Source organism: Streptomyces sp. NBC_00019 (assembly GCF_045041015.1).
In the GTDB taxonomy this organism is placed as follows: domain Bacteria; phylum Actinomycetota; class Actinomycetes; order Streptomycetales; family Streptomycetaceae; genus Streptomyces.
This window is the reverse complement of sequence record NZ_CP108302.1, coordinates 10645718-10671063: the sequence shown is the minus strand read 5'-3', so window position 1 is coordinate 10671063 and position 25346 is coordinate 10645718. Positions and strand designations below refer to the sequence as shown.

Here is a 25346-nt window from a genome sequence, read left to right as displayed (position 1 = left end):
GCGTCCCCCAGACGCTCACCCGATGGACCATTGCAGGCATCTCCCACGCTACCGGTCCGGCGTGCAAAAGGGCACGCCGAGCGGTGGGCGCACCACTGCGCCATCAGTCGAGGGGCACGACCGCGACCGGTGCAGCCGAGCCCCGGAGCACCTGGTGAGTCACCGGGCCGATGTGCGGCCCGACCAGGGCAGGACGGTTCCTGCGGCCGACGACGATCAGTGAGGCCTCATGGGAGGAGTCAACGAGGTGTGGGCCGGCCGAACCGATCACAGCCTCTTCCGTCACCTCGACGCCGGGGAACTTCTCCTGCCACGGGCGCAGCGCCTCGTTCACCGTCTCCTCCGTCCGCGCCGCCCGTTCCCTCTGCGCCCCCGCATGCGGCTCCGGCTTCCAGCCGTGCGCGACCCGCAGGGCGGCCGAACGGCGTGCGGCGGACTCGAAAGCGAACTCGAGAAGGGCGTCGGCGGGCAGGTCGTGCAGTTCGAGCCCGAGGACGACATCCCGACAGGCACCGCCCCCGGACGCGGTGCCGCGGGTGTCGGGCCGGCGCTCGTCGGCCGCTCCGGTTCCCGCGCGTACGAGAACCACCGGCCGCGTGGCCCGCGCCAGCACCGCGGAGGCCACGGAACCGAGCAGGTATCCGGCGGTCCGGCCCAGCCCGCGCGAGCCGAGCACCAGCAGATCCGCATCCCGCGCGGCCGTCACCAGGGCCACCGCCGGGCGTCCGGCGAGCCGTTCCGACGTGATGCACAGACCGGGGTGACGTCGGGCGAGGGGCACCTGGATCTCACGGAGCAGGTGTGCACCCCGGTCCGCACCGGGCGGTGGCACGGCCTCTCCGGCGAACGGCACATAGGAGTGCGGGGGTTGGTCCCCGGCATGCACGAGACGCAGTGGAACGGCCATCAGCGAGGCTTCGTGGGCGGCCCAGTCGGCGGCCGCAATGCTCTCGGGTGAACCGTCGAGGCCGACGGTGACGTTACGGGACATGGGAGCCTCCTTGGTGAAGTGCCACCACTCTCGCGTCCCTGGCGGCCGCGGCAGGAGGTCCCATTGGTCCCCGCGATCCGCCGATGGGCCCGGCGTCGGGGACTGCTCCGGGCCCACCGCACCTCGTCAGCCGCGTTCGGGCACGACCGCCACCGGGCACTCCGCGTGGTGCAGCAACGTATGTCCCACCGGGCCCAGTTGGAGGCCGTAGTGGCCGTGCCGGCGCTTGGCCCCGATGATCACGAGGTCCGCCGCGGCGGAGCGCTTCAGGAGCACCTTGCGGGCCGGTCCTTCAGCCGTGGCTCGGTGGACGCGGACGTCGGGGTGTTCGTCCACGGCGTCACGGAGCAGGGCATCGAGGACGGCGGCGGCCTCCTCCTCGTGCTGGTGCGCCGGGTCTCCGGCGAGCAGGGGATGATCGGCGGTCTCGTGGGCGGGGCAGCGCCATGCGCGTACGACGTCCAGGGCGCACGCGCGGGCCTCGGCCTCGCGGAACGCGAACCGGACCGCCTCGCCGCCCGTCGCGTGGTCGCCCACGCCCAGCAGGATCCGTTCGTGCGAGCCGGCCAGGCCGGCCTTGTCACCCCGGACCACGATCACGGGGCAGTACGCCCGCGCTGCCACGGCCAGGCTCACCGAGCCGAGCAACAGGCCCGTCACCTCACCACGCCCGCGGGATCCCGTCACCAGCAGCGAGGCGTTGTGGCCTTCGCGCAGCAGCGCGTCCACCGCCTCCTCGCCCAGTACCTCACCGGCCGCCTGCACTTCCGGGTTGCGGCGCCGGGCGCGTTCCACTGCGGCTCCGAGGATGTTCTCCATGAGCACCCGCCCAGAGGGGCGCTCCAGGTCGCCCGGGAGTGCGGGACTTTCGTACCGTTCCCACTTCGGGGCGTTGACCAGCCGCAGCGGCAGGCCGAGCCGCGCGGCTTCGTCCACCGCCCAGTCGACCGCCACGAGGCTCGGTTCCGATCCGTCGACGCCCACGACCACGGGCAGTTCCACTGTCCCCACCGCCTTTCGTCGGGTTGCTGCGCATTGAGCAGCAGGGAGGGGTCACCCTCACCGTGGCACGCCCATGCGGCACTCGTGCAGGGGCGGTTCGGCCCTTGTCCGGGACGTACGGCCCTCAGCTGTGGACGATCGTGCGGTGGTCCGTGGTCGTCGGACGAGGCCGCCTCGGCGGCGGTGTCCGGCCTGCGCGCCGGCGCAGCAACCGCACGGCGAGCGCGTCGAGCGCCGCGGTGAGGACGATGGTCACGCCCATGGCCGCGACGAGAAGAATCGTGAATCGCTCCCAGAACTCCGGTGTCAGGCTCGTGCCCACCGTCCTCGCCCCCTCGGGTCGGGGTCCTTCCCCTCACCACCAGCCAACTCCGTTGCGAGAAAAGGCGCTTGAGCCGACCGGCCCGAACAGGGGCCTCTTACGGCCCTTGCGCGGGACCGGGTCACCGCACGAGAACGTGCTCCCCGGAGCGTGGGACGACGGCGCTCCAGCCCAGCGTGTGGTCGATGCGGTCGCGCAGCGCGGCGGCCGCATCGGGCTCGCCGTGCACGAGGTAGGTGGTGTGAGGTGCCGGGGCGCCCCGCAGCCAGTCGATGATCTGGCCGGCGTCGGCATGGGCCGAGAAGTGCGGTACGTCGGCCACCTGGGCGCGCACCGGGACGTACTCGCCGAACATCTTGAGCGCCTTGGCGCCGTCGACGAGGTCGCGGGCCCTGGTGCCCTGTGCCGCGAAGCCCACCACGACCACGGCGTTGCGCGGGTCGGGCAGCAGTCGCCGCAGATGGTGCAGGACACGGCCGCCGGTGGCCATGCCGGACGCCGACACGATGACGGCCGGTCCGCCGGCTCGGCTGATGTCGACGGACTCCTGGATGGAGCGGGCTGCCAGGAACGGCTCGGGGCTCAGCGCGGCCACGCCGGCGGCGGTGACCTCGGGACGTAGTTCGGGGGCCCGGGAAAGGACGGCGTCGCGGTAGACGTCGAGGGCGGCCAGCGCCATGGGACTGTCGACGTACACCGGTACGCCGGCCGGCAGGCTGCCCTTGCGGCGCAGCTCGGCGAGTTCGTTCAGGACGACTTCGGTGCGGTCGAGGGCGAACGCCGGGATGACGACGGTGCCGCCGCGGGCCAGGGTGCGGGTCAGCACGCTCGCGAAGTGGGCGCGTGCCGCGTCCTCCTCGTGGTGCCGGTTGCCGTAGGTCGACTCCATGAGCAGCACGTCCGCCCCGGAGAACGGCTCCGGCGGGCGCAGCAGCGGATGGCCGGGGCGTCCGAGGTCGCCGCTGACGGCGAGGGTGTGGCCGTCCTCCAGGGTGAGCCGGGCCCAGGCCGATCCGAGGATGTGTCCGGCAGGGTGCAGCGTGACCGTGGTGCCGGTGGCGATGTCGACCGTCGCACCGGTCGGTACGGGGTCGAGGAGTTTCAGGGTGCGGTCCACGTCCGAGTCGTCGTAGAGGGGCTGGGCGGGGCGGTGCTTGGACCAGCCGTGCTCGTTGGCGTGGTGGGCGGCCTCCATCTGCAGCTTGGCGCTGTCCCTGAGCACGATCTCCATGAGCCGGGCGCTGAACTCGGTGGTCACGATGCGCCCCCGGAAGCCGTGCCGCACCAGCCGCGGCAGGTAGCCGCAGTGGTCCAGGTGGGCGTGGGTGACGACGACCGTCTCGATGTCATCACCGTCGCAGGGCAGCCCTCGCCAGTTGCGCCGGCGCAGGTCGGCCAGGCCCTGGAAGAGCCCGCAGTCGACGAGGACGCGGGCATGGTCGGTCTCGACGAGGAACTTGCTCCCGGTGACGGTGCCCGCCCCGCCCAGAAAGGTGAGCAGCGCGGGCCGGAGCGGCGCGAGGTCCGGTTGGTCGACGGTCATGACGTCTCCTCCTCGCCTGCCGCAGCAGGGTTCCGGGGCCGTTCGGCCCTGGCGGGCTCGCCGCCGGTGTGTTGTGCTTGAGGTGTCGGGAAGGGACCCGGAACGACGCGGAGAAGCGGCTGGCAGCCGTGCACCGCGCAATCAGGATCCGCGAGAAGCGGGTAGGGCCCTTCCCGCCTTTGCTGCCCGGGTCTCGTCACTGTCAGCGGCTCCGGTAGGCCCTACGGCGGCCTCCTCGTCCGGCAGGTCCGGGTCGAGGTCGGGGTGGCGGGGCAGGCCGGTCAGCACGCAGTCCACGTCCACGACGCCCTCGACGGCGTGCGCCAGCCGGGCGGCCACAGGCACGAGCGTGGTGTCCCTGATCCGTCCGGTCAGCTTCACCACGCCGTCGTGCACCTCCACCCGGACCGGTTCGGGCGGTGCGGGGAACAACAGGCCGACGACCTCGCGCCGGACTTCCTCGGCGATGTCCTCGTCGTCCCGCAGGAAGACCTTGAGCAGGTCGGACCTGCTGACGATGCCCTTCAGCACGCCGTCCTCGTCCACCACGGGCAGGCGCTTCACCTTGTTCAGCGCCATGATCCGCGCGGCCCTCGCGAGGGACGCCTGCGGCGCGACGGTGATCGCCGGGCCGGTCATCAGCTCCTCGGCGGTCACCGCGCCGGCCTTGACCAGTTCGGCCAAGCGCCACAGCCGGGTGTACAGGTCCGGGACGTCGCCCCGGAACTCCTCCTTGGCCAGCAGGTCGGCCTCGGAGACGACCCCGACGACGCGGTTGCCGCTCTCCACCACGGGCAGAGCGCTGACCTTCCACCGGTGCATGGTCCTGACAATGTCCTTGAACGTCGCTCCCCGGCCGAGAGCGACGACCGTTCGGGTCATCACATCGCTCACGAGATGCGCGGTGTCCTGCATGGCGTCCTCCCGGGGCTTGATTCCGCGACACCTTCAGCGTCGGACACGGACGGGTCCGGGACATGGGCCGAGTGGCCCTGACCGGGGTTCCGATCGGTCCGCTTCTGTTCCTGCCGGTATGCCCGTGACCGACAGGTTCGGGCAGTGGACGAACAGTTAGCGACATATGACAGCGTGGCCGATTCGATTGCGTTGAGATGGTCCGCGTCACCGTGACCGGTGGAGCGGGAGGTACACATGGGCGACTTCGTCGGACCGAGTACGGTGCCGTCGGCTGCTACACCGACGTTCGGCCCGGAGCCGTGCCGGTGCGGAGCACAAGTGCGCCAAAACGGGTCAGGAGCGGCCGAGGAGCGGTTCCGGGGGCTGCTGGAGGCGGCACCCGACGCCATGGTCATCGTCGACGACACCGGGACCATCAAACTCGTCAACGCCCAGACCGAGGCTCTCTTCGGCTACCCGCGCGAGGAACTGCTCGGCCACCCAGTCGAGTTGCTGATCCCGCACCGGTTCCGCGGCCACCACACCCAACACCGTAGCGGCTACGCCGCCAACCGCCAGGTGCGGCCCATGGGAGCGGGACTCGAACTGCACGGGCTGCGCAAGGACGGCACCGAGTTCCCCGTGGAGATCAGCCTCAGCCCCATGGAGACCTCGGACGGGCTGCTGGTGTCCGCCGCGGTGCGTGACGTCAGCGACCGCAAGGCCGCCGAGGCCCGCATCAACGAACTCGCCGCCCTCGTCGAGTCCTCCCAGGACGCGATCCTCGCCAAGACCCTCGACGGGTACATCACCTACTGGAACGCGGCCGCGCAGTCGCTGTACGGCTATACGGCGGAGGAGATCATAGGCAAGCACACGTCGTTCCTCGCCCCGCCGGAACGGCGGGAGGAGATCGACGCGCTGCTGGAACGGCTGCGGCACGGAGAGAAGGTCGAGCACTTCGAGACACTGCGCCTGACCAAGGCGGGCACCATGCTGGACGTCGACGTCACCCTGTGGCCCACCCGGGACACGGACGGCAGGGTCGTCGGCATGTGCGCCATCGTCCGGGACATCAGCGACCGCAAGCGCGCGGAGGCCGAACTCAAGATCCTCTACGAGCAGCAGCGCCACGTCGCCCTGACGCTCCAGCGCAGCCTCATGGGCACCCCGCCCCCCGTCCCCGGCCTCACCACCGCCAGTCGTTACCGGCCCGCCACGCAGGGCGCCGGCGTGGGAGGCGACTGGTTCGACCTCATCCCCCTGGGCGCCGGACGGGTCGGGGTGCTCATCGGCGACGTGATGGGCCGGGGTCTGGAAGCCGCCGCCGTCATGGGCCAGTTGCGCTCGGCCGCCCACGCGCTGGCCAAGACCGGTATGCAGCCCCGCCAGCTGATGCAGGCCCTGGACGGCTGTGTCACCGATCTCGACGTCCCCGACCAGCTCGTCACCTGCTGCTACCTGGTCATCGCCCCGGACACCGGCACCGTGACCGTCTGCTCCGCAGGGCATCTGCCGGTCCTCGTCGCCACTCCCGGCCACGGCGTCCAGCGCCTGCCCGCCCCCGTGAACGCCCCGCTGGGCGTGGGCGGCGTCCTCCACGAGCAGTCCAGCACAGAGCTCCCGCCCGGTGCCACCCTGGCCCTCTACACCGACGGCCTGATCGAGACGCCCGGCAGTGACATCGAGGAAAGGGTCGGCGAACTCACCGCGGTCCTCGACCGGTTCTTCACCGACACCCCCTGTCTGGAGGCGGCCGCCGAGCATGTGCTGGCCGGCCTGCTGCCCGACGCCGACAGCCACGACGACGACGTCACCCTCCTCCTCGCCCAGCTCCCCGCGGCACCGCTCGCGACCCTGGCCGCCGACCTGCCCGCCGTCCCGTCCTCCGTGCCCGAGGGGCGCGCCTTCCTCCACAAGGCACTCATCGCCTGGGACTGCACCTCGCCCATCGACGAAGCACTCCTGCTGCTGTCGGAGACCCTCACCAACGCCGTCCAGCACGCCGAAGGCCCCGTCAGCCTGCATCTGCGCTGCACCGCCGCCGACCTCACCGTCGAGGTCACCGACCGCAGCCCGCACCTGCCCCAACCCCGGCTGGCGGCCGAGGACGAGGAGTCAGGCCGGGGTTTGCTCCTCGTCCGCACCCTGGCCGACAGCTGGGGCGTACGTCCCACCGACGACGGCAAGACGACCTGGTTCACGCTCAAGCTCTGAGCCGGCGGACCGTTTCGTTCGCCCCGCCGCGCATCCACACTGACCAGCAGAAAAGGGCCGTTCGGCCCCATGCCCGGGGCCGCTCCGGCCTCTGCCGGTGACGGTACCCCGAGGGGATTCTGGTACCGAAGGGACCCGTACAGAAGCGTGCGGGCACCGATCCGGGGAGGTGACGGCCGTGCTGCGTCCCGTTGTCGTAGGGCTGGACGGTTCGCGTGAGAGTCTTGCCGCCGCAGACTGGGCGGCGCGAGAAGCGTTGAGGCGCGGCCTGCCGCTGCGTCTGGTGCACGCGTGGGCGGGCGGTACGTCGCCCGACGAGTCGGAGCTGCCCGAGCTGGAGGCGCCTCGCTACTGGGCGCGACGGATCCTGCGCGGCGCCATGGACCGGCTCAACGAAAGCTATCCGCAGGTCTATCTGAGCGCGGACCAGATCTCCCGGCCCGCGGCCGACGCCTTGATCGCGGCGGGCGACGAGTCCGAACTGCTGGTCCTGGGCAGCCGTGCGTTCAGCGGATTCGGCGGGTTCATGGCCGGCTCGATCGCCCTGGCGACGGTGGCCCATGCGGCCCGTCCCGTCGTGCTCGTACGGGCGGACCAGACGCTCGAGGACGAGCACGTGCCCGACGCCGAGGGCCACGCCTCGGCGCGCACGCCGTACCGCGGGGTCGTGATCGGGGTGGATCCGGCGTCTCCGTGCGAGGAGTTGCTGGCGTTCGCCTTCGAGAGCGCGAGCCTGCGCTCGGCTCCGCTGACGGTGGTGTACGCCTGGCGCCTGCCCTACGTGCCCAAGGCGCTGGAGGCCAAGGCGCGCAGGGACGTACGCCGGGCCGCCGAGCGCACGCTCGGCGCGGTGCTGGGGCCGTGGCGGGAGAAGTACCCCACGGTGGAGGTCCGAGAACTGGTCGAGGAGGGGCGTCCGGCTCAGCAGCTGCTGGAAGCCGCCCAGGACGCCGGGCTGCTGATCGTCGGGCGCAAGGTCCGCCCGGCGAGGATCGGCATGCACACCGGACCGATCGCCCACGCGGTGATGCACCACGTCCGCTGCCCGGTCGCCATCGTCCCGCACGAGTGAGCCACGCGGTACGACGGGACAAGGTCCCGTTCGGGAGGAGGGTGCCGTGTTCCAGGTACGCATCCACGGCCGCGGCGGCCAAGGCGCCGTCACGGCCGCCGAATTGTTGTCGGTGGCAGCCTTTCTGGAGGGCCGCCACGCGCAGGCGTTTCCGAGCTTCGGCTCGGAGCGGACCGGGGCGCCGGTCATGGCGTTCTGCCGGATCGACGACCGGCCGATCCGGGTGCGCGAGCCCGTCATACGCCCCGATGCCCTGGTGATCCAGGACGCGACGCTGCTGCACCAGGTGAATGTCTTCGAGGGGCTCCGACCCGGCGGGTCGGTCCTGATCAACTCCCCCTGCGGGGCCGACGACCTGGGCCTGCAGACGCTCACCGGACCGGTTCTCACGGTCCCCGCCACCGCACTCGCCCTGCGCCACGTCGGCCGGCCGGTGCCGGGCGCCGTCCTGCTCGGCGGACTCGCCGCGCTCACCGGCTGCGTGACGATCGACTCGCTGACAGCGGCCGTCCGGCAACGGTTCCCCGGCGCTCTGGGCGCGGCCAATGCCGACGCCGCTCGGGAGGCGTACGAGCATGTCGAGGTCGCGCGTAAGGAGCTGTTCCATGTTGAAGCAGACTGAGGGCTCCCGCGCGGTCGCCGAGACCGTCGCGTACTGCCGCCCCGAGGTGATCGCCGCCTACCCGATCTCGCCGCAGACGCACATCGTCGAGGAGCTCAGCCGCCTGGTGAAGTCCGGTGCGCTCACGCCCTGCGAGTACGTCAACGTGGAGTCGGAGTTCGCGGCGATGTCGCTGTGCATCGGGGCTTCCGCGGCCGGCGCCCGCGCCTACACCGCGACTGCCAGCCAGGGCCTGCTGTACATGGTCGAGGCTCTCTACAACGCCTCGGGGCTGGGCCTGCCGATCGTGATGACGGTGGCGAACCGTGCGATCGGTGCACCCATCAACATCTGGAACGACCACAGCGACAGCATGTCGCAGCGCGACTCGGGCTGGATCCAGCTGTACGCGCGCGACAACCAGGAGGCCGCCGACCTGCACCCGCAGGCGTTCCGGCTGGCCGAGGAGCTGTCGCTGCCGGTGATGGTGTGCATGGACGGCTTCGTGCTCACGCACGCCTGGGAGCGGATCGAAGTGCCGGAGCAGGCGCAGGTGGACTCGTTCCTGCCGCCGTACGAACCCCGTCAGGTCCTGGATCCGGACGAGCCGGTGTCGATCGGCGCGATGGTCGGGCCGGAGGCCTTCACCGAGGTGCGTTACCTGGCGCACGCCAAGCAGATGCGGGCGCTGGAGGCGATCCCGGACATCGCGCAGGACTTCCGACGACTGTTCGGGCGGGATTCCGGCGGCCTGATCCATCCGTACCGCTGCGAGTACGCCGACACGATCGTCGTAGCGCTCGGCTCGGTGCTGGGCACGGTCTGCGACGTCGTCGACGAGATGCGCGAGGCCGGGGTGCGGATCGGAGCGTTGGGGATCACCTCCTTCCGGCCGTTCCCACTGGACGCGGTACGGACGGTGCTCGGCGGGGCCCGGCGGGTGGTCGTGCTCGAACGCGCCCTCGCGGTCGGCATCGGCGGGATCGTCTCGGCGAACGTACGCACCGCGCTGTCCGGGATCCGGCTCGACGGGCACACCGTGATCGCCGGGCTCGGCGGGCGTCCGGTCACCAAGGCGTCGCTGCACCGGCTGTTCGCCGACGCGATCGCCGGCCGGCTCGGACATCTGACGTTCCTGGACCTGGACACCGAGCTGGTGGAACGGGAGCTGGCGCGAATGGCGCGGACCCGGAGGTCCGGTCCGTCCGCGGAGAACATCCTGCGTGATCTGGGGAGCAACCGATGAGTGCCACGCGGCAGGTGAAGTTCTACCAGGTCGGCAGCCACGCCGCCGGAAACCGGCTACTGGGCCCGGAGTTGCAGTCCGACCAGGCCGATCCGGCCCGTTCCAACGCGCTCACCTCCGGTCACCGGGCCTGCCAGGGCTGCGGGGAGGCGCTCGGCGCCCGCTACGTCCTGGACGCGGCGCAGCGGGCGGCCGGCGGCAAGGTGATCGCGGTCAACGCGACCGGCTGCCTCGAGGTGTTCTCCACGCCGTACCCGGAAACCTCCTGGCAACTGCCCTGGCTGCACTCCCTGTTCGGCAACGCACCGGCGGTGGCGGCCGGCGTCGCGGCCGCCCTGCGCGCCAAGGGGCGCACCGATGTCCGGGTGGTCGGGCAGGGCGGCGACGGAGGCTCGGTCGACATCGGGCTGGGCTGTCTGTCGGGCATGTTCGAACGCAACGACGACGTGCTGTAAGTCTGTTACGACAACGAGGCGTACATGAACACCGGTGTGCAGCGCTCCGGGGCCACTCCCCCAGCCGCGCGCACGGCGACGACACAGGCGGTCGGCGAGGAGCCCGGCGCGCTGTTCGGGCAGGGCAAGAGCCTGCCCCTGATCGCGATGGCGCACGAGATCCCGTACGTGGCCACCGCGACCGTTGCCGGGCTGCGCGACCTGGAGGCGAAGGTGCACCGGGCGATGGGCCTGCGCGGCGCCCGCTATCTGCATGTGCTGGTGCCCTGCCCGCTGGGCTGGGGCACGGCGTCCTGCGACACGGTGCGCATCGCGCGGCTCGCCGAACAGAGCGGGCTGTTCCCCGTGTTCGAGGCGGTGGACGGTGAGGTCACTGATGTGACGCCGATCCGCCGACAGGTACCGGTCGAGGAGTATCTGCGCCCGCAGAAGCGGTATGCGCACCTCTTCGAGCCCGAGGTCCATACGGACGTCCTCGCCCGCCTCCAGCGGGCCGCGGACCGCAACATCGCCCGGTTCGGGCTACTCACGCAGGAGGAGGCGCCGTGAAGGAGAAGCCGTTCGCGATCACTCTGGACGTGGGGTCCAGCCTGGCCAACCGCACCGGCGCCTGGCGCACCGAGCGTCCCGTCTACGTCGACCGGATCCCGCCGTGCAACCAGGCATGCCCGGCCGGCGAGAACATCCAGCAGTGGCTCTTCCACGCCGAGAGCGGTGACTACGAGGCCGCCTGGCGGCAGTTGATGCGGGACAACCCGCTGCCCGCCGTCATGGGCCGGGTCTGCTACCACCCTTGCGAGACGGCCTGCAATCGCGTGCAGGTCGACAACGCGGTCGGGATCAACTCCGTCGAGCGGTTCCTCGGCGACCAGGCGATCAAGCGCGGCTGGATCGTGCAGCCCCCAAAGGCTTCGTCCGGCAAGCGTGTCCTGGTGGTCGGCTCCGGTCCGGCCGGGCTGTCGGCGGCGTACCATCTCCGGCTGCTGGGCCACGAGGTGACGATCCGTGAGGCGCAGGACCGCCCGGGCGGCATGATGCGCTACGGCATCCCGCGCTACCGGCTGCCGCGCGAAGTCCTGGACGCGGAGATCGACCGCATCCGCGGGCTCGGGGTGACGTTCGAACTGAACGCTCGCGTGGACGACGTGCTCGCCGCACAGCGGGACGGCGGCTTCGACGCCGTGTTCCTGGCCGTGGGCGCGAGCATCGGCCGGCGGACATACATCCCGGCCGGCGACAGCGCCCGCATCCTCGACGCGGTGGCGCTGCTCGCCGGCATGGAGGGTGCGGATCCGCCCCTGCTGGGGCGCCGGGTCACGGTCTACGGCGGCGGCAACACGGCAATGGATGCAGCTCGCACCGCGCGAAGGCTCGGCGCCACCGACGCCGTCGTTGTCTACCGGCGCACCAGGGACCGTATGCCCGCACACGACGAGGAGGTCGAGGAGGCCCTGGAGGAGGGCGTGCGGATGAAGTGGCTCTCCACCATCAAGCACGCCGACGGCGGCCGCCTCACCATCGAGCGGATGCGACTGGACGACACCGGATTCCCACAGCCCACGGGCGAGTTCGAGGAGCTGGAGGCCGATGCCGTGGTGCTCGCGCTGGGCCAGGACTCCGACCTGTCCCTGCTCAAAGGCGTTCCGGAGCTCTCCGTCGACCACGGAATGGTCCAGGTGGCCGACGGTCTGATGACGGGGCATCAGGGCATCTTCGCCGGCGGCGACATGGTGCCCGCCGAGCGCACGGTCACCGTGGCCGTGGGGCACGGCAAGAAGGCGGCACGGCACATCGACGCGTATCTGCGCGGCATGGACTACCGGCCCGAACCCAAGCACGCACCTGCGGACTTCGAGCGGCTCAACACCTGGTACTACTCGGACGCGGCCGCCGCCGTGCGGCCACGGCTCGAACTGGCCCGCCGGGTCTCGACGTTCGACGAAGTGGTGCAGGGCCTCGACGAGTCCACGGCCCTGTTCGAGGCGCGACGCTGCATGTCCTGCGGCAACTGCTTCGAATGCGACAACTGTTACGGCGTCTGCCCCGACAACGCGATCACCAAGCTGGGCCCCGGCAAGGGCTTCACGATCGACCTGGACTACTGCAAGGGCTGCGGACTGTGCGCGGCCGAGTGCCCGAGCGGGGCCATCGACATGGTGCCCGAGGAGAACTCCGGAGCGTGAGACGGCGCACGTGGACATCACGACGGCGCCCCCGCGGTCCTCACCGCGGGGGCGCCCCCATGTCGGCCGAGGTGCCGTCAGCCGACGAACTCCGCAACGGCTGACTTCAGTTCACTCAGTCCCTTCTTCGCGTCGGTGAAGAACATGCCGGTCTTCGGATCGGTGTAGAGCTCGTTGTCGATGCCCGCGTAGCCGTGGCCCATCGAGCGCTTGATGACGACGACGCTCCTGGCCTTGTCGACGTCCAGGATCGGCATGCCGGAGATCGCGTTGCCGGAACGGCGGGCGATCGGGTTGGTCACATCGTTGGCGCCGATGACAAGGGCGACGTCCGCCTGCGGGAACTCGGGGTTGACGTCGTCCATCTCCTTCAGCTGGGTGTACGGCACGTTGGCCTCGGCCAGCAGCACGTTCATGTGCCCGGGCATCCGGCCGGCGACCGGGTGGACGGCGTAACTGACATCGATCCCGTGGTCGGTCAACAGCTTGGCCAGATCGCCGAGTTCGTGCTGGGCCTGGGCGGCGGCGAGGCCGTACCCGGGTACGAAGATGACCTTGCCGGCGTACGCCAGCTGGATGGCCACGTCGTCGGCCGAGACCGACCGCACCTGAGCCGGCGCCCCGGACCCGGTCGGCGCAGGAGCGCTGTCGCCGGTGCCGAAGCCGCCGATGACGATGTTGGCGATGGACCGGTTCATGGCGTCGGCCATCAGCTTGGTGAGGATGCCGCCCGAGGAACTGACGAGCATGCCCGCGATGATGAGCGCGGTCTCGTCGAGCACGAAGCCCGCCATCGCGACCGCAGAGCCCGTGAAGGCGTTCAGCAGGGCGATGACCACCGGCATGTCGGCACCGCCGATCGGCAGCACCATCGTCACGCCGAAGAGCAGCGCCACAGCGGTCAGACCGTACAGCGCGGTACGGGAGTCAGGTGCCAGCACCAGCCAGACCGTGCCGGCGACGAAGGCTCCCGGCAGCAGCACGTTGAGCAGCCGCGCCCCCGGGAACACCACCGGCGCTCCGGACACGACGCCCTGAAGCTTGCCCGCGGCTATCAGCGATCCGGAGAAGGTGACCGCGCCGATGACGATGTCCAGCGCGCCGGGAAGGGACACGCGTGCACCCAGCCCGGCCGGGTTTTCCGTCTGAAGGAGATCGTTGACGGCGATGAGCGCGGCCGCGCCACCGCCGACCGCGTTGAAGAGGCTGACCAGTTGAGGCATCGCGGTCATCTTCACCTCGCGCGCGGCCCACAGTCCCAGAGCCGCGCCGAGCACGCCGCCGCTGACCAGCACCAGCCAGCCCGTGCTGCTGATCCGGTCCTGGTGGGCCACCAACCAGACGGTGGCGCCGATCGCGACGGCCATCGCCCCGGCGGAGAGCGTGTTGCCGCGGCGGGCCGTGCGCGGGTGGTTCATCAGATGCAGGCCGATCACGAAGCAGGCGGCCGCGGCCAGGAAGACGTAGTGGACGGTGTCGGAGACGGTGTCCATGGCACTCACACCTCCTGCTTCTTCTCTGTCGCCGGCTTGGCCTTGAACATCTCCAGCATCCGGTCGGTGACGACGTATCCGCCGACGACGTTCATCGCCCCGAACGCCATGGCCACGAAGGCCAGGGCGTAGCCGAGCCAGGTGTGCGACTCGGCCGCGATCAGCATCGCGCCGATGACGACGATGCCGTGCACCGCGTTGGAGCCGGACATCAGCGGGGTGTGCAGGGTGGCCGGAACCTTGCTGATGACCTCGATGCCGACCAGGACGCTCAGCACGAACACGGTGATCGCGGTGAGGAGATCGAGGTTGTTCATGATGTTCCTCCTCCCGTCAGTGCGGCCGCGATCTCGTCGGCCGGGTCGAGGACGAGTTCGCCGTCGCGCACCAGGTGACGCAGCAGCGCGACGAGGTTGCGGGCGTAGGCGGTGGACGCGGCGGTCGCCATCGCGGACGGCAGGCGTCCGGCACCGATGACGGTGACTCCGTTGTCGAGGACGGTGGTCTTGTCGGGCTCGGAGCCCTCGACGTTCCCGCCGAGTTCGCTCGCCGCGAGGTCGATGACGACCGAGCCGGCTGTCATCCGCTCGACCACGGCCGCGGTCACCAGCAACGGCGGCTTGCGCCCGGGGACCTGGGCGGTGGTGATGACGACGTCGGAGCGTGCGATGTGGGCGTCCAGCGCGTCGCGTTGGGCCTGCTGCTCCTCCTCGGTCAGCTCCCTTGCGTAGCCGCCCTGTCCGGCTCCCGGTTCCCCGTTCGGAGGGCTCTGGATGTCGAGGAACCGGGCGCCGAGCGACTGCACCTCCCCTCGTGAATCGGGGCGTACGTCGTACGCCGTGACGACGCCGCCGAGGCGGCGGGCGGTGGCGATCGCCTGCAGCCCGGCCACTCCGGCGCCGAGGACCAGGACCTGCGCCGGGCGCATGGTGCCCGCCGCGGTGGTCAGCATCGGGAAGAACCGGTCGTAGGAGTCGGCGGCGAGCAGGGCCGCCTTGTAGCCGGCGACACTCGCCTGGGAGGTCAACGCGTCCATGGACTGGGCGCGGCTGAGGGTGCGAGGCAGCAGATCGAGGCTCACCGTGCGGATGCTGCGCTCGGTCAGCTCCTCGACGAGGCCGGGGTGACGCAGTGGTTCGAGCAGGCCGATCAGGGTCTGCCCGGGGCGCAGCGCCTGGGCGGCCTCCTCGTCGGGCGGGCCGACGCACAGGACCGCGTCCGCGCGGGCGTAGAGCTCGTCCGGGGGTACGGCGGTCGCGCCGACGGCGGTGTAGTCGGCGTCGGTGAACCAGGCGCCGGAACCGGCTCCGGTCTCGATCAGGACGTCGATCCCGGCCCGGCGCAGGAGGGTGACGGCCTCGGGGACGAGGGCGACCCGGCGTTCGCCGGGGGCCCGCTCCCGTACGGCACCTACGGTGAGGGTTGCCATGATCTGCTGCCTCTCCCTGGGCCCGGGGGTTTCCCGGGCCGCAGAACTCTCAGATCTCTCAGAACTCGAAGACGAGCCGTGCTTCGGCCCGTCCGCCGAGGACCTCGTCGAAGGAGCCGTTGACCTCGTCCAGGCGCCGGGTCTCGGCGATGACCTGGGTGCGTCCGGCGGCGTGCAGGGCGAACACCTCGGCCAGGTCCTGGCGGGTGCCGACGATGGAGCCGATGACGGAGATCCCGAAGAGCACGGTCTCGAAGATCGGCACGTTGATCGCGGCGTTGTCGGCGGGCAGCGCGACCATGACGAGCCGTCCGCCACGGTTGAGCGACCTGTAAGCCTGCTCGAACGCCTTGGGGGAAGCGGCGAGTACGACGGCCACGTCCGCCCCGCCCGCCTTCTTGATCTCCTCGACCGGGTCGTGGGTGCGGGCGTTGACGAGCTGGTCGGCGCCGAGCCGGTGAGCCAGGCCCAGCTTGTCGGGTTCGAGGTCGACGGCGGTGACGAGGCCGCCCACGAGGCGCGCGTACTGGACGGCCAGGTGACCGAGGCCGCCGACGCCGAAGATCGCGACCCGCTCGGACGGGACCACGCGGGCGACCTTGATCGCCTTGTAGGTGGTGACGCCCGCGCAGGTCAGCGGCGCCGCGTCGAACGACGACACACCCTCGGGCACCTGGACGACCGCGCCCGCGTCGGCGACGGCGTACTCGGCGAAGCAACCGTCCACGGAGTACCCGGAGTTGACCTGGCTCTCGCACAGGGTCTCCCAGCCGGACACGCAGTAGCGGCAGGTGCCGCAGGACGAGCCGAGCCATGGGATCGCGACCCGCTTGCCGACCAGGTCCGCCTGGACGCCGTCGCCCACGGCAGTGACCGGGCCGACGCCCTCGTGGCCCGGGACGAACGGCGGCTGCGGCTTGACCGGCCAGTCCCCGTGGGCGGCGTGGATGTCGGTGTGGCAGAGACCGGAGGCCTCCATCTTCACGAGCACCTGCCCTGGGCCGGGCCGGGGCACGGGAAGGTCCTGGATCTCCAGGGGTTTGCCGAAGTCGGTGACGACTGCTGCCCTCATGATCTGCTCCTCAACTGGCCTTGTGCCGGGCCTGCCTGGCCCGGGTGACGAAGTGCAGCCCGTCCGCGGCTGCGAGGGAGAAACCGCCCGGCGTGCCCTCTTCGACGTCCAGGACGAGGCGGGGACGGCCGAGCGCCTCGTACAGGTCGGCGTCGATGTGGAAGGTGCATCCGTCCAGGACGCCGAGCAGCATGTCGCTCTCGCCCAGGGCGAACTCGCCGCCGGGAAAGCACATCGGGTCGCTGCCGTCGCAGCAGCCGCCGGACTGGACGAACATCACCGGGCTGCCGTGCGCGGCGCGCAGGGCAGCTATCGCCCTGTGCGCCGCCTCGGTTGCGGTGACGCGCCCGGCGTTGCCGTTGACGACCTTCGCGGGCATGTCGTGCTCCTCTGGACAGGCTCTTCTAGAACAGCCCGAGCGGCTTGGTGCCGTAGCTGACCAGGAGGTTCTTGGTTTGGCTGTAGTGCTCGAGCATCATCCTGTGGGTCTCGCGGCCGATGCCGGAGACCTTGTAGCCACCGAACGCGGCACCCGCCGGGTACTGGTGGTAGCAGTTCGTCCAGACACGGCCGGCCTTGATGGCGCGGCCCATCCGGTAGGTGCGCCCGGTGTCGCGGCTCCACACGCCGGCGCCGAGGCCGTAGAGCGTGTCGTTGGCGATCTCCAGCGCCTCGGCCTCGTCCTTGAAGGTGGTGACCGCGAGGACGGGTCCGAAGATCTCCTCCTGGAAGACCCGCATCTTGTTGTGTCCCTTGAGGACGGTCGGCTCGTAGAAGTAGCCGTCCTTGAACTCCCCGCCGATGGTGGGCCGGTGGCCGCCCACGAGCAGTTCGGCACCTTCCTTGAGCCCTATCTCGACGTACGAGGCGATCTTCTCGATCTGGCTCCGAGAGACCTGCGGGCCGATCATGGTGGCGGTGTCGAGCGGGTCGCCCTGCTTGATGGCGCGGATGCGCTCCAGGCAGCGGCCCATGAACTCCTCGTAGATGTCCTCCTGGATGAGCGCACGTGACGGCGCGGTGCAGACCTCGCCCTTGTTGAACGCGTACAGGACGAGCCCCTCGACGGCCTTGTCGAGGAAGTCGTCGTCGGCCGCGGCCACGTCGTTGAAGAAGATGTTCGGCGACTTGCCGCCCAGTTCCAGAGTGACCGGGATGATGTTCTGCGCCGCGTACTGCATGATCAGCCGGCCGGTGGTGGTCTCACCGGTGAAGGCGACCTTCGCGATGCGCTTGTTGGTCGCGAGGGCCTTGCCGATCTCGGCGCCGGGACCGTTGACGACGTTGAGGACGCCCGGCGGCAGGATGTCGCCGACGACCTCCATCAGCTTCAGGATCGACCACGGGGTCGGCGACGCGGGCTTGAGCACCGTGGCGTTGCCGGCAGCGAGCGCCGGGGCGAGCTTCCACGCGGCCATCAGCAGCGGGAAGTTGAACGGAATGATCTGTCCGACAACGCCGAGCGGCTCGTGGAAGTGGTACGCGATGGTCTCCTTGTCGATCTCGGTGATCGAGCTCTCCTCGGCACGGATCGCGGCCGCGAAGTAGCGGAAGTGATCGGCGGCGAGGGGGATGTCGGCGGCGAGGGTCTCACGGACCGGCTTGCCGTTCTCCCAGCTCTCGGCGACGGCGAGTTCCTCGCGGTGGGCGTCGATGGCGTCGGCCATCTTGTTCAGGACCGCGGCCCGCTGCGTGGTGGATGCCTCGCCCCACTGATCCTTCGCCGAGTGGGCGGCGTCCAGGGCGAGTTCGATGTCGTCCGGCCCCGACTTCGGGACCTCGCAGATCGGCTTGGCGGTGGCAGGGCACAGGTTGGCGGAGTACTCACCCGTGATGGGTGCCTCCCACTTGCCGCCGATGAAGTTCTCGTACCGGGGCGCGACGTCAACGGGGCTGCCCGGCCTGCCCGGAGGCTCGTACTTCATGATCGTCCCCTCTCCCTTCGCAACGATCGGGTGATACTCAGCACGCTAGGAGCGGGAACGCTGCAATACCGCTGCATGCCGTCCGAGCTGCGGCGGAACAGTCAGAGTGTGGTCCAGCGCGCGGGCCCGGGCCGCCGCTGCCGCGCGCTGCGCCGAACCGCCCGGCAGCCGGTGGGCGAGCGCCAGCCACGCGGCACAGTCGTCGGCTCCCCAGGCCGCCGCCACCCAGCGGCGCAGCAGCCGGGTGTCGCCGCATCCGAGCACGGCACCCCGCAACTGCTGTTCCAGGGCCCGCCGTTGCTCCACTACGACCGGCGCCTCGGAGCGCGGCAGCAGCGGGCCCGGGTAGCGGGCGAGTGCCTCGCCCACCCGCCCTGCGGCGAGCAAGGAGGCCAGCTCCCCGAAGTCACTGCGCACGGGGCGCAGCAGCGCGTACGGCCGCGAACCGAGCAGGGCGGGACCGAGCACCGCGCGTAGCCGGGTCATCTCGGCGCGCAGTGTCGAGGCGGGGATCTCCCGCTCCGACAGATCCACCGCGAGCCGGTCCCCGTGCACGCCACGGCCCTCCAGGGCGAGCGACACCGCGATCTCGCTGTGCCGTGGGCTCAGCCGGTGCACGTGGCCGCCGCTCTCCAGTACGGCGCTGTCACGGCCCAGCGCGGACAGCCGAACCGCGGGGCCCTCCAGTACGTCGAGCACGCGCCCATCGGGCCCGAGCAGCGTGCGGGCGAGCTCCGCCTCCGCCGCGAGAGCCGCTGCTCTCACGGCGGCCAGGGCGGGCGGGGTGGCGATGGTCCCACCGCCGGAGAGGTCGATGACGCCGAGCAGGCGGCCGGTGCCGGGTTCACGGACCGGGGCCGCGGCGCACGACCAGCCGTGCACGGCGGAGCTGTAGTGCTCTCCAGTCACGATCTGCACGGCGTGCGCCAGTTCCAACGCGGTGCCCGGGGCGTTCGTCCCTGCCTGCGCCTCCGACCACACGGCGCCTTCGACGAAATGCATCCGCTCGGCCCGCCCCATGGTCGCCGAGTCGCCCTCCACCCACAGCAGGGTTCCGTCGGCATCACCGACCGCGAAGACGTGGCCGTCGTCCGCCGCTCCGGCCCCCAGAAGTTCCCGGAACAGGGGCAGCACCGTGGCCAGCGGATGAGCGCGCCGGTATGCCGCCAGCTCTCCGGGCGTCCTGCGCTGAGGCGGCAGCCGACTGCCGTCGGCCGGTGCGCCGGACGTGGCGCTGCGCCGCCAGGAGTCGGCCACCAGGTCCCGCACCCCGTGCGGCGTGCCGAGTGACGTCACGAACCGCTCGTGCGCGGCGCGGGCCGCGGCGGGCACGTCCATGGCTCCTCCCATGTGTCTGCCTCCTGGTCGGATCACCGAGAGCCCACCCGCGTGTCAAGGCGCGCAGCGGGGCCGAACAGCACCGTCACAGGGCCGCTCGGACCCCGCACCGGGGCCGGGGCCGGGCCGTGGGAGTGCGCCGGACGTGGTGAACGTGCCGTGCGAGCCGAGCGGCCGTTCGGCCCCTACCGCCGAACCGGCACCCACCTCACCGGTGCGGCGCCACCGCTTCCCGGGCTGCTCGACTCCATTGCGCCGCCGAGCTGTTCGGACCGTTACACCATGGCCTTCGCCCGGCTGCCGCAGTCAAGGACCGCCGTCGCCCGTCAGAGCTGCGGGAGCCGGGCGGCGACGTACTCGGTGAGGTCCAGCAGCCGGTTGGTGTAGCCCCACTCGTTGTCGTACCAGCCGAAGACCTTGACCAGCTCGCCGTGCGCCTGGGTCAGCGGGGCGTCCAGGACGCAGGAGGCCGGGTCGCCCACGATGTCGCGGGAGACGATCGGGGCGTCGGAAACCCGCAGGATCCCCTTCAGCGGCCCGTCGGCGGCCTCCCGGAACGCGGTGTTGACCTCGTCCGCGGTCACGGCCCGGTCGAGGACCACGGCCAGGTCGGTCAGCGAGCCGTCCTCGACAGGCACGCGTACGGCGATGCCGTCGAGGGTGCCGGTCAGCTCCGGCAGGACGAGGCCCACGGCACGGGCGGCCCCGGTGCTGGTCGGGATGATGTTGACGGCGGCGCTGCGGCCACGGCGCAGGTCCTTGTGCGGTCCGTCCAGGACGACCTGATCATTGGTGTAGCCGTGGATGGTGGTCATCAGGCCTTTGTCGATGCCGAAACGCTCGTCCAGCACCTTGACCATGGGAGCCACGCAGTTGGTGGTGCAGGAGGCGTTGGAGACCACATGGTGGTTCTCCGGGTCGTACGTCGCCTCGTTGACGCCCATCACGACCGTGGCATCGACGTCCTTGCCCGGCACGGACAGCAGTACCTTGCGTGCCCCCGCCTTCAGATGCGCCCCTGCCTGCTCCTGGGTGCGGAACCGGCCGGTGGACTCGATGACGATGTCCACGCCGAGGTCGCCCCAGGCCAGCGCGGCCGGGTCGCGTTCGGCGGTCACCGCGATGCGGTGTCCGTCCACCGTGAGGGAGTTCTCGTCGTGCTCGACGGTGCGGCCGATGCGGCCGTACGTCGAGTCGTACGTCAGCAGATGCGCCAGCGCCGCCGGCGAGGTGATGTCGTTGACCGCCACGACCTCCACCGGTGTCCCGGCGGCGGCCTCCGCCCGCTCCAGCACGAGCCGCAGGTAGTTGCGTCCGATGCGGCCGAAACCGTTGATCCCCACGCGCACGCTCATGTCCGTCGCCCTCCCGATCGATCCGTATCCGGTTACGCTCCCAGCCTGCTGGCCGGACACGGAATCGGCATGGGGCCGCACGGGGGCCGGTTCAGGGACGTTCGGCCCACCCGGCGAGCCCGGTCGGCGGGCTCAGTTCCCTTCCTGCCGGAGCCTGTCCTGGGCCTGGGTGGCGATGACCGCGGCCTGGATGCGGCGCTCCACGCCGAGCTTGGCGAGCAGACGGGAGATGTGGTTCTTGACGGTCTTCTCCGCGAGGAAGAGCCGCTGGCCGATCTGACGGTTGGTCAGTCCTTCGCCGATGAGGGCCAGGATCTCCCGCTCGCGCTCGGTCAGGCCCGGCAGCGCGTCCGGCGCCTCCTCCTTCTTCTGGTCCTGGCGCAGCCGCGCCATCAGCCGGGTGGTGGCGCTCGGGTCGAGCAGGGACTGGCCGGCCGCGACCGTACGGACGGCGGCCACCAGGTCCGAACCCCGGATCTGCTTCAGGACGTATCCGGCGGCACCCGCCATGATCGAGTCCAGCAGGGCCTCCTCGTCGTCGAACGAGGTCAGCATCAGGCAGGACAGCTCCGGCATGCGCGAGCGCAGCTCCCGGCACACGGAGACGCCGTCGCCGTCCGGCAGGCGCACGTCCAGGACGGCGACCTGGGGACGCAGGGCCGGCACGCGGATCAGGGCTTGCTCGGCATTGCCGGCCTCGCCGACCACGGTGATGTCCGATTCGTCGTTGAGCAGGTCGTGCACGCCGCGGCGTACCACCTCGTGGTCGTCCAACAGGAAGACCCGGATCGGGTTGTCGGGACCGGGCTGCCGGCTGTCGGCCATCGGATGCTCCTCGTCGCTGTCGTCCGCCGACGGCCGCCCACTGGCGGATCGGCTCCCGACTGCGATCCTTCCCGTTCGCGGGACCAAAGGCCAGGGCCGTTCGGCCCTGACGCCCTCGCACGCGAAGGCGGGGCACCACCGCGTCACCGCGGTGGTGCCCCGCTCCCTGAGGGTGTGCCGGTCAGGTCAGCCAGCGGTTGCGGCTGACGAAGGGCAGCCGCGCCCAGGCCTTGCCCAGGCCCCAGGTGGCGCCGGCGCCCGCGACCGCGAGGGCAATCAGGACGACGGCGTAGACGACGTGGTAGTCGGCGAACGGGTTGGTCGACATGCTCAGCGACCCGTCGGACAGGTGCTTGGCCGGGGGCCACTCAGCGATCCACATCAGCGCCATCATCGCGGTGCCCGCGATTGCCGCGAGCCGCAGGCCGATGCCCAGCATCAGCGCCAAACCGACGCCGAGGAGGCCGAGCATGAACAGCCAGTCCGCCCAGGCGGCCCCGGCCCAGTCGTGGAACGTCGACTCCATCGGACCGGCCGCGACCCCGCTGAGGAAGCCCTTGGTCGGCGATCCGCCGTCGATCCAGCCCTTGCCGGAACCGGTCGCGTAGCCGAACCCGAAGGTCTTGTCCAGGAACGCCCACAGGAAGACGAACCCGGTCAGCAGCCGCAGCCCTGCGAACACGTACGCACGGGTGGCGGTCGTCGCGGCGGTCGAGGTGTCGGCCGTCGCCGCAGCGGTGCCGGTCCTGCGCCGGGACGGGAGGTGGAATCCCAGGTGCCGGTGCGAGTGGTCTTGAACTGCCATGGTGCTCATCCCTTCCAGAGACTTACGCGGGTTGTCGATGTCTGTCGTGGCATCATCAATGTCCCGCTTCCGCGCCCCGGATCGGAGGGGCTGCGAGCCCCTGGCCGTGGGGCCGAACGGCCCTGCTTGAAGGCCCGTTCAGCCGTCCCACGTCCAGTCGGCGACCTCGGGCAGGTCCGTGCCGTGTTCGCGGATCCATGCGTGGTGGCGCAGCCGGGCGTCCTCCATCGACTGGCGGACGGCAGCGGCGCGCACGGCGAGACCGGGGACGCGGTCGATGACGTCCATGACCAGCCGGTAGCGGTCGAGGTCGTTGCGGACGACCATGTCGAAGGGTGTGGTCGTGGTGCCGATCTCCTTGTAACCGCGTACGTGAAGGTTCTTGTGCCCGGTGCGGCGGTAGGCCAGGCGGTGGATCAGCCAGGGGTAGCCGTGGTAAGCGAAGATCACCGGCTTGTCCTGGGTGAACAGGCCGTCGTACTCGAAGTCGCTCATCCCGTGCGGGTGTTCCTCGCTCGGCAGCAGCCGGGCGATGTCGACCACGTTGACGAAGCGTACGGCGAGCTGCGGCAGGTGCCGGCGCAGCAACTGGGCGGCGGCCAGCACCTCCTGGGTCGGAACGTCACCCGCGCAGGCCAGTACGACGTCCGGATCCCGGGTGCCGTCCTCGGTGCCGGCCCAGTCCCAGATCCCGGCGCCTCGGGCGCAGTGTGCCTTCGCCTGCTCCATCGACAGCCAGTCGTAGCTGGGCTGTTTGCCGGCGACGATCACATTGACGTAGTCGCGGCTGCGCAGCGCGTGATCCGCCACCGACAGCAGGGTGTTGGCGTCCGGCGGAAAGTAGACCCGTACGACTTCCGGGCTCTTGTTGAGGATGTGGTCGACGAAGCCGGGGTCCTGGTGGGAGAAGCCGTTGTGGTCCTGGCGCCAGACATGCGAGGTCAGCAGGTAGTTGAGGGAGGCGATGGGGGCGCGCCAGGGCAGCTTACGGGTCACGCGCAGCCATTTGATGTGCTGGTTGACCATCGAGTCGACGATGTGGACGAACGCCTCGTAGCAGGAGAACAACCCGTGCCTGCCGGTGAGGAGATAGCCCTCCAGCCAGCCCTGGCAGGTGTGTTCGGAGAGGATCTCCATGACCCGTCCGTGGCGTTCCAGGTGCTCGTCGACCGGGAGCAATTGGGCCTGCCAGGCCTTGCCGCTGGCGTCGAAGACGGCTTGGAGGCGGTTGGAGGCGGTCTCGTCGGGGCCGACGATCCGGAAGTCGCGGCGCTCGCGCGTTTCCCGCATGACATGTTCGAGCAGGTCGCCGAGGACCCGGGTGGGTTCGTGGAGGGTGGCGCCCGGCTTGTCGACGGGGACGGCGTACCGCTCCAGCGGCGGCAGGGGCAGTTCACGCAGCAGCAGCCCGCCGTTTGCGTGCGGCGTGGCGCCCAGGCGCCGGGCTCCTTCGGGGATGCAGGCCAGCACCTGCTCGCGGGGGCGGCCGTGCTCGTCGAAGAGTTCCTCCGGCTTGTACGAGCGCAGCCACTGCTCCAGCTGGCGCAGGTGCTCCGGGTTGTCACGCACGGCCGCCAGCGGGACCTGGTGGGAGCGCCAGGTGCCCTCCACAGGCAGACCGTCGACCTCGGCCGGGCCGGTCCAGCCCTTGGGGGTGCGCAGCACGATCACCGGCCAGTGGGAGCGTTCGCTGACGCCGTCCTCACGGGCGGAGCTCTGGATGGCCGCGATCCGCTCCAGGGCGTCGTCCATCGCGGCGGCCATGGCCCGGTGCACGGTCATCGGGTCGTCACCGGTGACGTGGATCGGGGAATGGCCGTATCCCCGCAGCAGCGCGTCGAGTTCGGCCTCCGGTATGCGGGCGAGCACCGTGGGGTTGGCGATCTTGTAGCCGTTGAGGTGGAGGATCGGCAGGACGGCGCCGTCGTAGACCGGGTCGAGGAACTTGTTGGAGTGCCAGGACGCGGCCAATGGCCCGGTCTCCGCCTCGCCGTCGCCGATCACACAGGCGACCAGCAGGTTCGGGTTGTCGAGCGCGGCTCCGTAGGCGTGTGAGAGGGAGTAGCCCAGCTCGCCGCCCTCGTGGATCGAGCCCGGCGTCTCCGGGGCGACATGGCTCGGCACACCGCCGGGGAACGAGAACTGCTTGAACAGGCGGCCCATGCCCTGCGCGTCCCGTGTGATGTCCGGATAGGTCTCGCTGTACGAGCCCTCCAGCCAGGCGTTGGCGAGCACGGCGGGGCCGCCGTGGCCCGGGCCCCAGATGCACAGGGCGTCCTGGCCGCGGGCCTTGACGACCCGGTTGAGGTGGGTGTGGACGAGGTTCAGACCGGGTGAGGTTCCCCAGTGGCCGAGCAGCCGCGGCTTGATGTGCTCGGGGCGCAGGGGCTCGGTCAGCAGGGGGTTCGCCATCAGGTAGATCTGACCGACGGCAAGATAGTTCGCGGCACGCCAGTGGGCGTCCAGGGCCTTGAGTTCCTCGTCCGTGAGCGCGGCGGTGGACGCCTGCGGTGTGTCGACAGACATGTCGGGTCCCTTCCGGGGCGGGATTCGGTGTCGAGGGCGCATGCCGGGA

The 25346-nt window shown here is 70.8% G+C and carries 23 protein-coding genes; 7 read left to right on the top strand and 16 right to left on the bottom strand.

Annotation, left to right across the window (positions count from 1 at the left end):
* Window positions 1–103 precede the first annotated feature (103 nt).
* The 5 genes from OHU89_RS49565 to OHU89_RS49545 all read right to left on the bottom strand — a co-directional run bounded on the left by OHU89_RS49565 (window position 104) and on the right by OHU89_RS49545 (window position 4773).
* The gene (locus OHU89_RS49565; protein WP_405653184.1) at window positions 104–991 is read right to left on the bottom strand and encodes a universal stress protein; all 888 of its coding nucleotides are present in this window, start codon (window positions 989–991) and stop codon (window positions 104–106) included.
* A gap of 126 nt (window positions 992–1117) precedes the next feature.
* The gene (locus tag OHU89_RS49560; protein WP_405653181.1) at window positions 1118–1993 is read right to left on the bottom strand and encodes a universal stress protein; all 876 of its coding nucleotides are present in this window, start codon (window positions 1991–1993) and stop codon (window positions 1118–1120) included.
* Between the two features lie 124 nt (window positions 1994–2117).
* A complete protein-coding gene (locus OHU89_RS49555) occupies window positions 2118–2315 on the bottom strand; it encodes a hypothetical protein (RefSeq protein WP_266900441.1) in 198 nt (65 codons plus the stop codon).
* A 121-nt stretch (window positions 2316–2436) separates the two neighbouring features.
* Window positions 2437–3858 carry an MBL fold metallo-hydrolase RNA specificity domain-containing protein gene (locus OHU89_RS49550; RefSeq protein WP_405653178.1) on the bottom strand — a complete coding sequence of 474 codons (1422 nt, stop codon included), beginning with the start codon at window positions 3856–3858 and terminating at the stop codon, window positions 2437–2439.
* Window positions 3859–3999: 141 nt separating this feature from the next.
* Window positions 4000–4773: a CBS domain-containing protein gene (locus OHU89_RS49545; RefSeq protein ID WP_405653175.1), complete on the bottom strand. Its 774-nt coding sequence runs from the start codon at window positions 4771–4773 to the stop codon at window positions 4000–4002.
* Window positions 4774–5010: 237 nt separating this feature from the next.
* Here OHU89_RS49545 and OHU89_RS49540 point away from each other — a divergent pair, with 237 nt between their 5' ends.
* From OHU89_RS49540 to OHU89_RS49510, 7 genes are all read left to right on the top strand, one after another.
* On the top strand, window positions 5011–6972 hold the full coding sequence (locus OHU89_RS49540; protein WP_405653172.1) for a PAS domain S-box protein: 1962 nt from the start codon (window positions 5011–5013) through the stop codon (window positions 6970–6972).
* A gap of 178 nt (window positions 6973–7150) precedes the next feature.
* Window positions 7151–8044 carry a universal stress protein gene (locus tag OHU89_RS49535; protein WP_405653170.1) on the top strand — a complete coding sequence of 298 codons (894 nt, stop codon included), beginning with the start codon at window positions 7151–7153 and terminating at the stop codon, window positions 8042–8044.
* Between the two features lie 46 nt (window positions 8045–8090).
* Window positions 8091–8666: a 2-oxoacid:acceptor oxidoreductase family protein gene (locus OHU89_RS49530; RefSeq protein WP_405653168.1), complete on the top strand. Its 576-nt coding sequence runs from the start codon at window positions 8091–8093 to the stop codon at window positions 8664–8666.
* On the top strand, window positions 8650–9891 hold the full coding sequence (gene porA, locus OHU89_RS49525; RefSeq protein WP_405653165.1) for a pyruvate ferredoxin oxidoreductase: 1242 nt from the start codon (window positions 8650–8652) through the stop codon (window positions 9889–9891). Before OHU89_RS49530 ends, porA begins: the two co-directional genes overlap by 17 nt.
* On the top strand, window positions 9888–10346 hold the full coding sequence (locus OHU89_RS49520) for a thiamine pyrophosphate-dependent enzyme (RefSeq protein ID WP_405653163.1): 459 nt from the start codon (window positions 9888–9890) through the stop codon (window positions 10344–10346). The genes porA and OHU89_RS49520 overlap by 4 nt, the downstream gene beginning before the upstream one ends.
* A gap of 24 nt (window positions 10347–10370) precedes the next feature.
* A complete protein-coding gene (locus OHU89_RS49515; RefSeq protein WP_405653160.1) occupies window positions 10371–10895 on the top strand; it encodes a hypothetical protein in 525 nt (174 codons plus the stop codon).
* Complete coding sequence (locus tag OHU89_RS49510; protein ID WP_405653158.1) at window positions 10892–12529, top strand: NAD(P)-binding protein; 1638 nt, start codon at window positions 10892–10894, stop codon at window positions 12527–12529. Before OHU89_RS49515 ends, OHU89_RS49510 begins: the two co-directional genes overlap by 4 nt.
* A gap of 77 nt (window positions 12530–12606) precedes the next feature.
* Here OHU89_RS49510 and OHU89_RS49505 read toward each other — a convergent pair whose 3' ends face one another.
* The 11 genes from OHU89_RS49505 to OHU89_RS49455 all read right to left on the bottom strand — a co-directional run bounded on the left by OHU89_RS49505 (window position 12607) and on the right by OHU89_RS49455 (window position 25297).
* Window positions 12607–14022: an NAD(P)(+) transhydrogenase (Re/Si-specific) subunit beta gene (locus OHU89_RS49505; RefSeq protein WP_405655027.1), complete on the bottom strand. Its 1416-nt coding sequence runs from the start codon at window positions 14020–14022 to the stop codon at window positions 12607–12609.
* A 5-nt stretch (window positions 14023–14027) separates the two neighbouring features.
* Complete coding sequence (locus tag OHU89_RS49500) at window positions 14028–14339, bottom strand: NAD(P) transhydrogenase subunit alpha (protein WP_405653155.1); 312 nt, start codon at window positions 14337–14339, stop codon at window positions 14028–14030.
* Window positions 14336–15451 carry an NAD(P) transhydrogenase subunit alpha gene (locus OHU89_RS49495; protein WP_405653153.1) on the bottom strand — a complete coding sequence of 372 codons (1116 nt, stop codon included), beginning with the start codon at window positions 15449–15451 and terminating at the stop codon, window positions 14336–14338. The genes OHU89_RS49500 and OHU89_RS49495 overlap by 4 nt, the downstream gene beginning before the upstream one ends.
* 58 nt (window positions 15452–15509) lie before the next feature.
* The gene (locus OHU89_RS49490) at window positions 15510–16523 is read right to left on the bottom strand and encodes a zinc-dependent alcohol dehydrogenase (RefSeq protein ID WP_405653150.1); all 1014 of its coding nucleotides are present in this window, start codon (window positions 16521–16523) and stop codon (window positions 15510–15512) included.
* A gap of 10 nt (window positions 16524–16533) precedes the next feature.
* Window positions 16534–16902: a DUF779 domain-containing protein gene (locus tag OHU89_RS49485; RefSeq protein WP_405653148.1), complete on the bottom strand. Its 369-nt coding sequence runs from the start codon at window positions 16900–16902 to the stop codon at window positions 16534–16536.
* Between the two features lie 25 nt (window positions 16903–16927).
* Window positions 16928–18451 carry an aldehyde dehydrogenase family protein gene (locus tag OHU89_RS49480; protein ID WP_405655025.1) on the bottom strand — a complete coding sequence of 508 codons (1524 nt, stop codon included), beginning with the start codon at window positions 18449–18451 and terminating at the stop codon, window positions 16928–16930.
* Between the two features lie 42 nt (window positions 18452–18493).
* A complete protein-coding gene (locus OHU89_RS49475) occupies window positions 18494–19798 on the bottom strand; it encodes a GAF domain-containing protein (protein ID WP_405653146.1) in 1305 nt (434 codons plus the stop codon).
* A 314-nt stretch (window positions 19799–20112) separates the two neighbouring features.
* Window positions 20113–21141 (bottom strand): type I glyceraldehyde-3-phosphate dehydrogenase, encoded by a 1029-nt coding sequence (gene gap, locus OHU89_RS49470; RefSeq protein WP_405653144.1) that lies wholly within the window; start codon window positions 21139–21141, stop codon window positions 20113–20115.
* Window positions 21142–21273: 132 nt separating this feature from the next.
* Window positions 21274–21966, bottom strand: a complete 693-nt coding sequence (locus tag OHU89_RS49465; RefSeq protein ID WP_405653142.1) for a response regulator — start codon at window positions 21964–21966, stop codon at window positions 21274–21276.
* 181 nt (window positions 21967–22147) lie between these two features.
* Window positions 22148–22771: a hypothetical protein gene (locus OHU89_RS49460; RefSeq protein ID WP_405653139.1), complete on the bottom strand. Its 624-nt coding sequence runs from the start codon at window positions 22769–22771 to the stop codon at window positions 22148–22150.
* 138 nt (window positions 22772–22909) lie between these two features.
* On the bottom strand, window positions 22910–25297 hold the full coding sequence (locus OHU89_RS49455; protein WP_405653136.1) for a phosphoketolase: 2388 nt from the start codon (window positions 25295–25297) through the stop codon (window positions 22910–22912).
* Window positions 25298–25346 lie beyond the last annotated feature (49 nt).

Excerpts from the sequence above, each read along its gene's own strand:
- OHU89_RS49565 (WP_405653184.1), bottom strand. The coding sequence starts at position 991 with ATGTCCCGTAACGTCACCGTCGGCCTCGACGGTTCACCCGAGAGCATT.
- OHU89_RS49550 (WP_405653178.1), bottom strand. The coding sequence starts at position 3,858 with ATGACCGTCGACCAACCGGACCTCGCGCCGCTCCGGCCCGCGCTGCTC.
- OHU89_RS49545 (WP_405653175.1), bottom strand. The coding sequence starts at position 4,773 with ATGCAGGACACCGCGCATCTCGTGAGCGATGTGATGACCCGAACGGTC.
- OHU89_RS49540 (WP_405653172.1), top strand. The coding sequence starts at position 5,011 with ATGGGCGACTTCGTCGGACCGAGTACGGTGCCGTCGGCTGCTACACCG.
- porA (WP_405653165.1), top strand. The coding sequence starts at position 8,650 with ATGTTGAAGCAGACTGAGGGCTCCCGCGCGGTCGCCGAGACCGTCGCG.
- OHU89_RS49520 (WP_405653163.1), top strand. The coding sequence starts at position 9,888 with ATGAGTGCCACGCGGCAGGTGAAGTTCTACCAGGTCGGCAGCCACGCC.
- OHU89_RS49515 (WP_405653160.1), top strand. The coding sequence starts at position 10,371 with ATGAACACCGGTGTGCAGCGCTCCGGGGCCACTCCCCCAGCCGCGCGC.
- OHU89_RS49505 (WP_405655027.1), bottom strand. The coding sequence starts at position 14,022 with ATGGACACCGTCTCCGACACCGTCCACTACGTCTTCCTGGCCGCGGCC.
- OHU89_RS49500 (WP_405653155.1), bottom strand. The coding sequence starts at position 14,339 with ATGAACAACCTCGATCTCCTCACCGCGATCACCGTGTTCGTGCTGAGC.
- OHU89_RS49495 (WP_405653153.1), bottom strand. The coding sequence starts at position 15,451 with ATGGCAACCCTCACCGTAGGTGCCGTACGGGAGCGGGCCCCCGGCGAA.
- OHU89_RS49490 (WP_405653150.1), bottom strand. The coding sequence starts at position 16,523 with ATGAGGGCAGCAGTCGTCACCGACTTCGGCAAACCCCTGGAGATCCAG.
- OHU89_RS49485 (WP_405653148.1), bottom strand. The coding sequence starts at position 16,902 with ATGCCCGCGAAGGTCGTCAACGGCAACGCCGGGCGCGTCACCGCAACC.
- OHU89_RS49475 (WP_405653146.1), bottom strand. The coding sequence starts at position 19,798 with ATGGGAGGAGCCATGGACGTGCCCGCCGCGGCCCGCGCCGCGCACGAG.
- gap (WP_405653144.1), bottom strand. The coding sequence starts at position 21,141 with ATGAGCGTGCGCGTGGGGATCAACGGTTTCGGCCGCATCGGACGCAAC.
- OHU89_RS49465 (WP_405653142.1), bottom strand. The coding sequence starts at position 21,966 with ATGGCCGACAGCCGGCAGCCCGGTCCCGACAACCCGATCCGGGTCTTC.
- OHU89_RS49460 (WP_405653139.1), bottom strand. The coding sequence starts at position 22,771 with ATGGCAGTTCAAGACCACTCGCACCGGCACCTGGGATTCCACCTCCCG.
- OHU89_RS49455 (WP_405653136.1), bottom strand. The coding sequence starts at position 25,297 with ATGTCTGTCGACACACCGCAGGCGTCCACCGCCGCGCTCACGGACGAG.